Source organism: Streptomyces sp. NPDC007901 (assembly GCF_042959465.1).
GTDB lineage: Bacteria > Actinomycetota > Actinomycetes > Streptomycetales > Streptomycetaceae > Streptomyces.
This window is the reverse complement of the sequence record NZ_JBIBKW010000010.1, coordinates 101,609-113,524: the sequence shown is the minus strand read 5'-3', so window position 1 is coordinate 113,524 and position 11,916 is coordinate 101,609. Positions and strand designations below refer to the sequence as shown.

General features: G+C 70.1%; 9 protein-coding genes and 1 tRNA gene. 7 read left to right on the top strand and 3 right to left on the bottom strand.

Annotated features, from left to right (window positions below; genetic code table 11):
- Positions 1 to 21: 21 nt before the first annotated feature.
- Both ACFZDK_RS30225 and glmS read left to right on the top strand, forming a co-directional pair.
- Positions 22 to 279, top strand: a complete 258-nt coding sequence (locus ACFZDK_RS30225) for a hypothetical protein (RefSeq protein ID WP_390977082.1) — start codon at positions 22 to 24, stop codon at positions 277 to 279.
- 20 nt (positions 280 to 299) lie between these two features.
- A complete protein-coding gene (gene glmS / locus ACFZDK_RS30220) occupies positions 300 to 2,117 on the top strand; it encodes a glutamine--fructose-6-phosphate transaminase (isomerizing) (protein WP_390977081.1) in 1,818 nt (605 codons plus the stop codon).
- A 238-nt stretch (positions 2,118 to 2,355) separates the two neighbouring features.
- Here glmS and ACFZDK_RS30215 read toward each other — a convergent pair whose 3' ends face one another.
- Positions 2,356 to 2,922 carry a GPR1/FUN34/YaaH family transporter gene (locus tag ACFZDK_RS30215; RefSeq protein ID WP_390977080.1) on the bottom strand — a complete coding sequence of 189 codons (567 nt, stop codon included), beginning with the start codon at positions 2,920 to 2,922 and terminating at the stop codon, positions 2,356 to 2,358.
- A 154-nt stretch (positions 2,923 to 3,076) separates the two neighbouring features.
- A complete protein-coding gene (locus ACFZDK_RS30210; RefSeq protein WP_355710608.1) occupies positions 3,077 to 3,604 on the bottom strand; it encodes a universal stress protein in 528 nt (175 codons plus the stop codon).
- A gap of 342 nt (positions 3,605 to 3,946) precedes the next feature.
- Between ACFZDK_RS30210 and ACFZDK_RS30205 the strand changes: the two genes are divergently transcribed.
- The 5 genes from ACFZDK_RS30205 to ACFZDK_RS30185 all read left to right on the top strand — a co-directional run bounded on the left by ACFZDK_RS30205 (position 3,947) and on the right by ACFZDK_RS30185 (position 8,375).
- Positions 3,947 to 4,210: a hypothetical protein gene (locus ACFZDK_RS30205; RefSeq protein WP_390977079.1), complete on the top strand. Its 264-nt coding sequence runs from the start codon at positions 3,947 to 3,949 to the stop codon at positions 4,208 to 4,210.
- A 377-nt stretch (positions 4,211 to 4,587) separates the two neighbouring features.
- Entirely contained in the window at positions 4,588 to 5,760 is a 1,173-nt protein-coding gene (locus ACFZDK_RS30200; RefSeq protein WP_390977078.1) for a helix-turn-helix domain-containing protein, read from the top strand.
- Between the two features lie 142 nt (positions 5,761 to 5,902).
- On the top strand, positions 5,903 to 6,505 hold the full coding sequence (orn, locus tag ACFZDK_RS30195) for an oligoribonuclease (RefSeq protein WP_351497616.1): 603 nt from the start codon (positions 5,903 to 5,905) through the stop codon (positions 6,503 to 6,505).
- Between the two features lie 114 nt (positions 6,506 to 6,619).
- Positions 6,620 to 6,692: transfer RNA gene (locus ACFZDK_RS30190), tRNA-His, on the top strand.
- A gap of 339 nt (positions 6,693 to 7,031) precedes the next feature.
- On the top strand, positions 7,032 to 8,375 hold the full coding sequence (locus ACFZDK_RS30185; RefSeq protein ID WP_390977077.1) for an endonuclease domain-containing protein: 1,344 nt from the start codon (positions 7,032 to 7,034) through the stop codon (positions 8,373 to 8,375).
- A gap of 353 nt (positions 8,376 to 8,728) precedes the next feature.
- Here ACFZDK_RS30185 and ACFZDK_RS30180 read toward each other — a convergent pair whose 3' ends face one another.
- Positions 8,729 to 11,749: a protease pro-enzyme activation domain-containing protein gene (locus ACFZDK_RS30180; protein WP_390977076.1), complete on the bottom strand. Its 3,021-nt coding sequence runs from the start codon at positions 11,747 to 11,749 to the stop codon at positions 8,729 to 8,731.
- Positions 11,750 to 11,916 lie beyond the last annotated feature (167 nt).

Below are 11,916 nucleotides of genomic sequence, written 5' to 3'. Positions count from 1 at the left end.
CGGTACTCCAGGATCTACCGGGTGCACGACGAACTCGTTGATCATCTGGCGCGGTCCACGCCCCTGAGCCGGGGCGAGGCGCTGCGGGTGATCCAGGACGTGCTCGCCTACTTCGACGAGCCGGCCGGGGACTACGTCCGGCGCCGCCACCGCGAACTCCAGGCGGAAGGCCTGGTGAACACGGAGATCTTCGACCGGATCGCGGCGGATCTGAAGTACAGGGCGGTCGCCCCGCCGGAGCTCACCCTCCGGCAGCTGCGCCGCATCGTCTACGGCTGAGGAATACGGAACACCTATATATGTGCGGAATTGTCGGATACATCGGTAAGCGCGATGTCACCCCCCTCCTCCTGGAGGGCCTCCAGCGGCTGGAATACCGCGGCTACGACTCGGCGGGCATCGTCGTCACCACGCCGAAGTCCGGCGGTCTGAAGATGGTGAAGGCCAAGGGCCGGGTCCGGGACCTGGAGGCCAAGGTCCCGGCGCGCTTCAAGGGCACCACCGGCATCGCGCACACCCGCTGGGCCACCCACGGCGCCCCCTCCGACGTGAACGCCCACCCGCACATGTCGGCCGACCAGAAGGTCGCCGTCGTGCACAACGGCATCATCGACAACGCCGCCGAGCTGCGCCGCAAGCTGGAGGCGGACGGCGTGGTGTTCCTCTCCGAGACCGACACCGAGGTCCTCACCCACCTGATCGCCCGCTCCCAGGCGGAGACCCTGGAGGAGAAGGTCCGCCACGCGCTGCGCGTGATCGAGGGCACCTACGGCATCGCCGTCATGCACGCCGACTTCCCCGAGCGGATCGTGGTGGCCCGCAACGGCTCCCCCGTGGTCCTCGGCATCGGCGACAAGGAGATGTTCGTCGCCTCGGACATCGCGGCCCTGGTCACCCACACCCGCCAGATAGTGACCCTCGACGACGGCGAGATGGCCACCCTCAAGGCCGACGACTTCCGGACGTACACCACCGAGGGCACCCGGACGACGGCCGAGCCGACCACCGTGGAGTGGGAGGCCGAGTCGTACGACATGGGCGGCCACGACACCTACATGCACAAGGAGATCTTCGAGCAGCCCGACGCGGTCGACCGCGTGCTGCGCGGCCGGATCGACGACCGCTTCTCCACCGTGCACCTCGGCGGCCTCAACCTCGACGCCCGGGACGCCCGTGCCGTGCGCCGGGTGAAGATCCTCGGCTGCGGCACCTCGTACCACGCGGGCATGATCGGCGCCCAGCTGATCGAGGAGCTGGCCCGGATCCCCGCCGACGCCGAGCCGGCGTCGGAGTTTCGCTACCGCAACCCGGTCGTCGACCCCGACACCCTCTACATCGCGGTCTCCCAGTCCGGTGAGACGTACGACGTCCTCGCCGCCGTCCAGGAGCTGAAGCGCAAGGGCGCGCGGGTGCTGGGCGTGGTGAACGTGGTGGGCTCGGCGATCGCACGGGAGGCGGACGGCGGCACGTACGTGCACGCGGGCCCGGAGGTCTGCGTGGTCTCCACCAAGTGCTTCACGAACACAACGGTGGCGTTCGCTCTCCTCGCCCTCCACCTCGGCCGGATCCGCGACCTCTCGGTCCGCGACGGCAAGCGGATCATCGAGGGCCTGCGCAAGCTGCCGGCCCAGATCTCGGAGATCCTCGCCCAGGAGGCGGAGATCGAGCAGATGGCCAAGGAGTACGCCGAGGCCCGCTCGATGCTCTTCATCGGCCGCGTCCGGGGCTACCCGGTGGCCCGCGAGGCCTCCCTGAAGCTGAAGGAGGTCTCCTACATCCACGCGGAGGCCTACCCGGCGTCCGAGCTCAAGCACGGCCCGCTGGCCCTCATCGAGCCGGCCCTCCCCACGGTGGCGATCGTCCCCGACGACGACCTCCTGGAGAAGAACCGCGCGGCCCTGGAGGAGATCAAGGCCCGCAGCGGCAAGATCCTCGCCGTGGCCCACCAGCACCAGGAGAAGGCCGACCGCACGATCGTCGTCCCGAAGAACGAGGACGAACTCGACCCCATCCTCATGGGCATCCCTCTCCAGCTCCTCGCGTACCACACGGCGAAGGCACTGGGCCGCGACATCGACAAGCCCCGGAACCTGGCCAAGTCGGTGACGGTGGAGTAGGGGTCATCCGGTCGCGTTGACTGTGCGGGTGCGTGGGGGTTGCTCGCGCAGTTCCCCGCGCCCCTAAAAGACCAGGGGCGAGCGCCCCTTCAGGGGCGCGGGGAACTGCGCGGCCCGCCCCCACGCACCTGCACGGGCCGACGAAACCGAACGGACCCCCACGTGTGCCACCAAACCACGGAGGGGTCCGCTCATTGGATCGCCGGGGACGCCCAACTCCCCGGCGTCGGCTGCCGTTTCAGCCGTGGGCCGTCACCCCCCGGCCGGCAGCCCGCCCCGGAAGCACCGTCGGCCAGTGCGCGAGCGCGGCCGTCGCGGCGTACCAGGCCACCGCCCCCGACGCCACCGCAACCCAGCCCCCGACCTTGGTCAGTGACGAGCTGTCGGCGAACGCGGCGACGCCGAGCAGCAGCATCGCCAGGAACAGCAGCGCGTGCATGGCCTGTCCGAGCTGGTCCCCGCCCGCGAGGGTCAACGACAGGGCCACGAGGGCGAAGAGGAGCAGGAAGAGCCCGGCGCCGTTGGCCGAGGCATGGCCGCCGGACGAGACGGCCCAGGTGAACCAGAGGGCGCCGAGGGCCACATAGCCCGTGCCGTTCACGGCGTCACGGTCACGGAAGGCCAGCAGGCCGACGAGGAAGAGGGCGACTCCGCCCACGTAGTGGGCGACTGACACGGCGTCGGACGTGGTGACGTCGTCGATCACGCCGGTGGTGCCGAGACCGAACGCCAACAGGGTGATTCCCAGGGCGAGTCGGCCGGCCACGGTAGTGGTTCCGCTTCCCGCGGAGACGTCATTGTCCACGGCGGGCTCCCTTCATGCTGTGTGCAGTTGTGCGCGGTGACCGATATATGCCCTTCACAAGGGCACAAACACCTCTGCACGCCAGAAATCTCAGGCACTGCACGAAGGGAGCCGGACCGTCCCCACGGCACATCTCACCTGGGAGAACGGGGAGTTACGGAATGACAACGACGGGCCGCTTGGCCCGCTTGGCGAGCCGTCCGGCGACGGAGCCGAAGATCCGGCCGACGATCCCGTGGGTCGACCCCACGACGATCGCGTCCGCCTCGTACTCCCGCCCCACCTCTTCGAGTTCGTGGCAGATGTCACCGCCGCGCTCGACGAGGATCCAGGGCACCTCGGACAGGTAGTCGGCGCAGGCGAGTTCCAGACCGAGCACCTCGGTGCGGTGGTCCGGCACGTCGACGAAGACGGGGGGCTCGCAGCCGGCCCACACGGTGGTCGGCAGTCGGTTGGCGACATGGACGATGATCAGCCCTGTGCGGGAGCGGTGCGCCATCCCGATCGCATAGGCGAGGGCGCGCTCACTGGAGGTGGAACCGTCGAAACCGACGACCACCCCGTGCTTGAAGGCGGGATCGCAGGAAGGACGTGACTCTTCCGCCGCCAGCGCATCGGCCGCCGTGGGGTCGGCGACCGGCCGCTTGCGGTCCGCTGGATCGAAGAATTCGTGACCGGCCATGGCTGTCTCGGCGTTGGGATCCTTGTGTAGGGGAGGGACGACAGTGTGCGGCGGAGCTGTGTCCGGGAAACATCTTCCCAACCCCATACCCCCAAGGGTACGGCGGCACGCCTCCTCAGCCCAGATCCCGCGCACTCTCCGTAGGGGGCAGTCCCCGGAGTCGGTTAGGGGTTCCAGGGAGCATGCACGAGCCGCGCCCGTAACGCAATGGTTGCTGCCCCGTACAGGCGGTTTGCACAGGATTCGGACAGGCCGGACGCCCACGCACGGTGACCGACCGCTCGAACACGCGTTGATCACGGTACGAGTGCACCACGAGGGAGTACGACAGGGAGTACGACCATGTCCGGACGGCGCCCCACCGCCCCCGCATCACGCCCCGCCCCGAACACCGCCGGCGACGTGGTCCGCTGGGCCGCGTTCTCCTGCGTCCTCGTCCCGGTGGTCCTCCTCTGGTACGGCACCTCGCCGGCCGGCGCCGCCGGAACCGCCCTCGGCCTGGCCGCCGTCACCACCGCGTGCCGGTTCCTGCTGCGCCTCTCGGAGCGCGGTGCGACGGTCCGGGGAGGCGGACGTCACAGCAAGGGCAGTACACCGGTCGACTGACCGGTTTCCGCGCACGGGAACGCTTCTTTTCAGCCAACTTCCCGCCCCTGCGCAAGAGGCACCCCCACCACCCCCAAACCCCCGTTCCACCTGCACGGAAAGGGTCCGGGAGACCCCTCGCACCCTATGCGGTTTGGCCACTGCGACGAGGCGCACTTCCCTGCACGGCCCGTGAGTGCAACGCTTCGTGATCGAATGCTTCACGCCAAGTTGTCATGTCGACAATCGACGGCGTGTCGAACTGGTCAACGCGAGACCGCGGAAACCAGTAGATTCGATCTTGACGTCTTACGGCGGGGGACTCGTGCAGGACCGAGGGGAAACGTGCAGGAGCGACACAACCGAGGAGCCGCGACCACCGAGGGGGGCTTAGCAGGATGAGCCACGACTCCACTGCCGCGCCGGAAGCCGCGGCCCGGAAACTGTCCGGGCGACGCCGCAAGGAGATCGTCGCGGTGCTGCTGTTCAGCGGCGGCCCCATCTTCGAGAGTTCCATACCGCTGTCGGTGTTCGGGATAGACCGCCAGGACGCCGGCGTACCCCGCTACCGACTGCTGGTGTGCGGAGGCGAGGAAGGCCCGCTGCGGACCACAGGGGGCCTGGAACTCACCGCGCCGCATGGCCTGGAGGCGATCGCGCGCGCCGGCACGGTCGTCGTACCGGCCTGGCGCTCGATCACCGCGCCGCCGCCCGAAGAGGCGCTGGACGCGCTGCGCCGCGCGCATGAAGAAGGGGCCCGCATAGTCGGGCTGTGCACGGGCGCGTTCGTGCTGGCCGCCGCCGGCCTGCTGGACGGCCGCCCGGCCACCACCCACTGGATGTACGCGCCGACGCTGGCCAAGCGCTATCCGTCGGTGCACGTCGATCCACGAGAGCTCTTCGTGGACGACGGCGACGTCCTGACGTCCGCCGGTACGGCGGCCGGAATCGACCTCTGTCTCCACATCGTGCGGACGGACCACGGCAACGAGGCGGCCGGTGCGCTCGCCCGGCGCCTGGTGGTCCCGCCCCGCCGCTCCGGCGGTCAGGAGCGCTACCTCGATCGGTCTTTACCAGAGGAGATCGGCGCCGACCCGCTCGCCGAGGTCGTCGCCTGGGCACTGGAGCACCTCCACGAGCAGTTCGACGTGGAGACGCTGGCGGCACGCGCGTACATGAGCCGCCGGACGTTCGACCGCCGTTTCCGGTCCCTGACCGGCAGCGCCCCGCTCCAGTGGCTGATCACCCAGCGCGTGCTCCAGGCGCAGCGCCTCCTGGAGACGTCGGACTACTCGGTGGACGAGGTGGCGGGCCGCTGCGGCTTCCGCTCCCCCGTCGCCCTGCGCGGCCACTTCCGGCGCCAGCTGGGCTCGTCCCCGGCCGCGTACCGGGCGGCCTACCGGGCCCGCCGGCCGCAGTCCGACCGCCCCGAGGCCCCGGAACCGGCCCCGCTGCCGCCGGCGGGTCCGCTGCCGGTCCAGTACCCCGAGGGGGTACTGCCGATGCAGACCCGCAGGTCAGCAGCGGTAGGCCTGTCGGCCAGCCTGCCGGGCCCGCGCACGGGCAGCTGAGGTGACCGTCCCGCCCACCCGACCGGTTCGGGTGGGCGGCGTCACATCCTCACCCACCCACCGAGCACGACGTCCGCTCCCCGGCGCCTTCGGGGCCGTACCGGGGGCACCCAAACGCCGACGTCAGCTTTAGGGTGGTCGCATGAACGATCGCATGGTGTGGATCGACTGCGAGATGACCGGCCTCTCGCTGTCCGACGACGCGCTCATCGAGGTGGCCGCACTGGTCACCGACTCCGAGCTGAACGTGCTCGGCGAGGGCGTGGACATCGTCATCCGTCCGCCGGCCAAGGCACTGGAGACGATGCCGGAGGTGGTGCGGCAGATGCACACCACGTCCGGCCTGCTCGACGAGCTGGCCGGCGGCACGACGCTCGCCGAGGCCGAGGAGCAGGTCCTGGCCTATGTACGGGAACACGTCAAGGAACCCGGCAAGGCCCCGCTGTGCGGAAACTCCGTCGGCACCGACCGCGGCTTCCTGGCCCGGGACATGGCCGCCCTGGAGGGATACCTCCACTACCGGATCGTCGACGTCTCCAGCGTCAAGGAGCTCGCCCGGCGCTGGTACCCGCGGGCGTACTTCAACAGCCCGGAGAAGAACGGCAACCACCGCGCCCTCGCCGACATCCGCGAGTCGATCGCCGAGCTGCGCTACTACCGCGAGGCCATCTTCGTACCCCAGCCCGGCCCGGACTCCGACACCGCACGCACGATCGCGGCCAAGCACGTCCTGCCTGCGGAATAGCCGTTCAGGAGGTCTCCGGAGGGACCCCGGTAAAGCCGTGCGCGAGCACCCCTTCGGACCCTGTACACTTTTTCTCGGCCGGTCGGAAAGACCACAGAATGACCACCGGTCGTGGTGGGTGTAGCTCAGCTGGTAGAGCACCTGGTTGTGGTCCAGGATGTCGCGGGTTCGAGTCCCGTCACTCACCCTTGCACGACAGGCCCCTGACCTGCGGAGACGCAGATCAGGGGCCTGTTTACCGTTTGGCCACGGCCGAACTGCGGCCCATGCACCCGGGGTTCGAGTCGCCAGGGAAGAAGCGATAGCCGTAAGTCCGCATATAAAACCTCACTCAACGCATGCATCCAGTCGCAGACTGTGCTGTTTCTGTGCATCGATCCGCCGGTGAGTGACGGGATCCTGAAGCCGGCCTGCAGTTGTTCCCGCGTCCGCGCCCGTCCGTGCATGGTTGAGAAGCGCGCCGCGTTGTCGGGGGCCGGCAGCCAAGCAGGCTCCTCGGCTCGTTGCAGGCCGTTAGCCTGTCGGTATGTCAGAGCGTGTCAGGCCAGGTCGCGCGGACGGCCTGATCACCCTGGCCGCCGCGGACGCTCTGTGGGTCGGCCTGACGGCCGACGGTGCCGTGCCGACGGCTTCTGGGGCCTTCACCCGCTCTCCTGCCCGCGCCTGGGTGGGGTACGTCCTGCTCGGCGACCATGCGGTGGCGACGGTGAGGGCGAGCGGCGGTCAGTGGAACGTTCCGGAGGATGAGGTGCGCCGGGCGGCCGCGGAACTCAACGCGGTGGGGATGGACCGGCAGGACCTGGTCCGCATCGGCCCGTTCGGTGGAGCGCCGAGGCAGGGACGCAACGAGGAAACGCAGCTGCGTTGGCGCCGACGCATCGCGGAGGAACTGCAGGAGTCGGGCGGCCCCGGGCCGGCGGCACGACGTGAAGACGGCAGGCCCTCCCATCTGGCGGGGATCGACTGGCGGCAGATACTCGTGGAGCAGACCCGCGACGGGACGCAGCGCACGTGGTGGCTGCCGCGCGCTGTGGTCAGGCTGCTGGACTCGGCCGAGCACGCCGAGACGCGGTGGGTGCAAGCCGCGCGGACCCGCCAGGCGAGCGCAGCCGTCACCGACCCGCCCTCCCGCCCCCGGCGGGCCCGAGACGCCGACGGTCGGCAGACGACGAGCCCCGAGGGACCCACCGCCTCACCACGCCCGTACGACAAAGAGCTGGAAGGCCAGCTGTACTCGGTACTCACCAGGAAGCCCGGCACCTCCCGCAGGGTGGCCGGGTGGGCGTGCGCCGTCTGCCGCACCGCGCCCGCCACCGTGCTCGACCACTGCCACGAACACGGCTACGTCCGCGCCCCCCTCTGCCAGTCCTGCAACACCCTGGAACGCCCCGACCACCTGTACAGCAACGACATCCGCGTGGCGAACCGCTACACCCGCCTCTTCCACACCGACACCGACGACTGGCTCCGCCACTGGCACCGCTGCCCCGGCTGCCGCGCACGCACCACCCTGCCCCTGCCGCACCTCGCCGCGTGGACCGCCCACATAGCCTGCCGATCACTGCGCCCGACCCACCGCGCCCCCCGCGGACGCAAGCCCTGCGGTGTCCTGCGCGTGTCCTGGACGGGCAGTCAGAACACGCCCCGATCCTGCCTGCTCACCGTCACCGTCGACTTCTGCCCCTCCGGCGAGCACCGCGTCCTGGCCCAAGTCCCCTACCGCGAAGCCGCCGACCGGTTCCGTGCCTGGCTGGCCGAGACAGCCCCCGCCGTGGCCGCCGAGGCCGGTCCCGACCGACTGGACGGCCTCCCCGCCCAGCCCCGGCCAGTCGTCGCGGACACCAGCGGCGAGGACCTGGAACTGTTCTGAACGGGCACCGGAGCCGTCGAAGATCCACGGGTCGCTTCCGGTGTTTCGATGAGTCGATCGGTCCGTCGTGGACGAAGCCGGGAGCGGTGGCCCCGCATCTGCACGAGCCTCAGCGACGGCTGCCCGGACTCCTCGGCGTCCGAAACGACAAGCCCGCCCAGACACTCACCTGCCCTCTGCCTCCCCGGGTACTCCGCTTTTCGACAACGGCGACTGCCCGGCGCACGAAACGCCATGGATGACGACTGACAACCCGCGTGATCGAAGAGCGCAGCACACGCATCCCTGAGTGCAACGATGCCCCGTCGTCCGGCATGGTCGGCGGGGCATCGCGGTCGTGTCGTCGGTGGGCGTCAGCTGATGTAGCCGGCCACGTCTGCGATCACGTTGGTGGTGCTGTTGGTGTAGAGGTCCACCTTGCCGTCGGAGCCGACGGGCGCGATGACCTGGTTGGCGATCGTCTTGCCCTGCACCCAGTTCAGGTTGGAGGCCGTCGGACGGCTGCCGCCGTCGGCCCAGGCGGTGAGGTAGCCGCTACCGGTGGTGCCGGTGACGGTGACGGTCAGCACGACGGCCTTGACGCCGGTGGACGGGATGGCGTCGCGCCCAGAGATCTGCAGGGCCAGCGTCTTGCCGGCGCCCAGCGCCGTCGTCTGACGTGTGTCCAGCAGGCGCAGCGGGGTGACCGTGTGGAAGGCCGAGCCGCTGGTGGAGAAGTAGCCGGAGACGTCGGCGATCACGTGGCTGGTGCCGTGGACGTAGATGCTGACGTTGCCGTCGCTGCCGATCGGCACGGCCACCAGGTTGGGGATGGTGGTCCCGGTGGCCGACCAGTTGACGTTGGACGCGGTCGGGCGGGTGGCGCCTTCGGGGTAGGCCTCCAGGTAGCCCCCGCCGACGGTCTGGGTGGCCGTCAGGTTGAGCACCACGGAGGTGGCGGCGGTGGGCACGCCCCCATGGCCGCGGACCTTGAGGCTGATCACCGCGTTGGAGATCTTGGTGGTGGTGGAGATGCCGACCTTGGAGCGGGTGTCCAGCAGGCGGGCCGGCTTCAAGGCCGTGTACTTCGAGCCGCTGGTACCGCTGGTGTAGTAGCCCTGGACATCGGCGATCAGGTGGGTGCTGCTGCTCGTGTAGAGGTCCACCACGCCGTCGCCCGCCACCCGGACGGTCGCCGAGGCGGCGATGGTCTGGCTCGCGCCGGTCCAGTTGAGGTTGCTGGTCGTCGGCTTGCTGGTGCCGTCGGCCCAGGCGATCAGCGAGCCCGCGCCGGTGGTGCCTGTGACCGTGAGGTTGAGTACCACGGCGGTCACGCCGCTGCTGGGGATCCCCCCGGCGCCCTCGATCCTGACCGGGGCGGTGCCGCCCGCGACCAGGGGCTTGGTCGTCGGGATGGAACTGAGGCCCCAGCCGGTGCCGTTGCGGGTGTCCAGCAGGCGCTTGGGGCTGCTGAGCGCGTGGAACGTGGAGGCGCCCGTGGCGGCTGTGCCCTTGGCCGCGCAGAGCGCTGTGGTCAGGCCGGCCTCCTTGGGCGAGCCCAGGCCGGTCACCTCGTCGTAGCCGGCCGCCGCCGGGTAGCCGGTGGCGTATACGGAGTTGTCGCCGCTGGTGACGTCCCAGAAGTTCGCCGGGTAGCTGCTCCGTGCGGCCTTGTAGAGGGCGTTGTTGAGGAAGCCGACCCGGCCGTTGGTCTGGCAGGTCGTGCCGGCGTTGGCCTGGACGATCGCGGCGGCCCAGGTCGGGGCCGCACCGCTGGTGCCGCCGACGAGGCCGGGGACGGGGCTGGAGGACTGGCTGTCGTCCTGGAAGTAGATCGGATACCCGTCGGCCGGGTCCGCCAGAGCGGAGACGTCCGGAACGGCACGCTTGGTGGTGGTGGCGACACCGCCCTGGTAGACGACGGGAGCCCAGCGCGAGGAGACGCCGCCACCGGTACCGCCGGAGGCGTTGTTCCACGTCGTCTGGGTCGTGGTGCTGCCCGAGGTGGTCATCGTGGTGCCGCCGACACCGGTGACGTAGGGCTGGCTCGCGGGGTCGTCGACGGCCTTGGCCGTGGAGCCGGTCGCACGGTAGCAGTCGCTGGAGCCGTCGTCGCCCGAGGCGGCGACGACGCTCTGGCCCTGGGCGGCGGCCTCCGCGAAGATGGTGTTCTCGGCATTCGCGGTCGCGCTGCTCTCGACCGCCTCGCATTCACCCCAGCTGGTGGAGATGACCTGCGCCTGGTCGTCGGTGACCATCCGCTGGTAGACGTCGAGCACGTTCTGGTCGGTCGCGGACGCGGCGTCCGGCCCCTGGTAGTCGATGATGGCGGCGCCGGGCACCAGGCCTATCAGGTCCTCGATGTCGAGCGCGGACTCCACACCGACGGATCCGTCGGTGGCCGGTGCGCCGGCCCCTGCCGTCGTGTCCACGTACACGTTGGACACCGAGGCGCTGGTGCCGACGCAGGACTGGTACGCGGCGATGCTGCCGGCGTCGACGTTCTCCAGCTCGAACACGGCCACGGTCTGCCCGGCACCGGCGGTGGCGGAGCTGGTCATCCCGTAGGCGCCGGCCAGCTTGCCGGGGCTGTAGTAGTCGGTGCCGTCGGTCAGGCCCGAGCCGGTGAAGTCGGCGCAGAGTGCCGGGGTGTACGTGTGGGGGGTCACCGTACGCGCACCGCGTCCGGAGACGGTGGCGGTGGCGGTGGCAGAGCTGTGCCTGCTTGCGCGACGCACCGCGGAGTGGTGGCTGCTGACGGTGTTGATGCTGCTCAGGCCGACGATCCCGGTCACCGAGGACGCCACGTCCGCAGGCAACAAGGGGGCCGCGGTGTTGAGGTAGTCGGTGGTGCCGTCCTTGAGCCGGACGTTGCGAAAACCGGTACCGAAGGCGTCGGACGCCTGCGCGACGGTGGCGGTGACCGGGATGGACAGGCCGTCCGGGCTGACCTTGCCGGGAGAGAGACCGGCCGCCTTCAACGCCCGCGAGACTCCCGCGATGGTGGCCCGCGTAGGACCGAAGGCCGAGGCGAACTGCCCCTTGGCCAGGTAATGGTGGTACTGGACGTTCCCCGGCGTGGACACCGCGGTGACGAAGTCCGCCAGCGACTGCCGGTCACGCGGAGCCAGGTTCACGCTGAGGTGCAGCCTGGTTCCCGACGCGGTCTCGCCGGTCACCGCCGCACCCGCCGGGACACGCGGCGCCGTCCCTATCCGCTTGGGTGCGGCCGATCCGGCCCCTCCCCCCTGGGCGACCGCTCCACTGGCGGTGCCAGTGACGGCTATGAGGGCGACGGCAGCGGCGGAAGCCGCGGTGATCGCCCTGGCCCGTCTGCCGGTCTTGGCTGCCGCGCGCCCGGGACGTCCCGGCGCGGCGTGGACCTTCTTGGCCATGCAGAATCTCCTAGAAACTGACGCGCCGTCACGCCTATAGCCGTGACGGCGGTCGAAGCGTCACTCGGGCCGACAGGCGCATCCGCGTCACAAGGCGCGCAGCAGCCATCCCTCTTAGCCGAAGCGTGCGCATTTCTTATCAGGACAAGACAGTTATTGTCTCTGTT

What these genes read in the sequence shown, in the direction of transcription:
- glmS (WP_390977081.1), top strand. Translation starts at nt 300, where the DNA reads ATGTGCGGAATTGTCGGATACATCGGTAAGCGCGATGTCACCCCCCTC.
- ACFZDK_RS30185 (WP_390977077.1), top strand. Translation starts at nt 7,032, where the DNA reads ATGTCAGAGCGTGTCAGGCCAGGTCGCGCGGACGGCCTGATCACCCTG.
- orn (WP_351497616.1), top strand. Translation starts at nt 5,903, where the DNA reads ATGAACGATCGCATGGTGTGGATCGACTGCGAGATGACCGGCCTCTCG.
- ACFZDK_RS30200 (WP_390977078.1), top strand. Translation starts at nt 4,588, where the DNA reads ATGAGCCACGACTCCACTGCCGCGCCGGAAGCCGCGGCCCGGAAACTG.
- ACFZDK_RS30180 (WP_390977076.1), bottom strand. Translation starts at nt 11,749, where the DNA reads ATGGCCAAGAAGGTCCACGCCGCGCCGGGACGTCCCGGGCGCGCGGCA.
- ACFZDK_RS30205 (WP_390977079.1), top strand. Translation starts at nt 3,947, where the DNA reads ATGTCCGGACGGCGCCCCACCGCCCCCGCATCACGCCCCGCCCCGAAC.
- ACFZDK_RS30210 (WP_355710608.1), bottom strand. Translation starts at nt 3,604, where the DNA reads ATGGCCGGTCACGAATTCTTCGATCCAGCGGACCGCAAGCGGCCGGTC.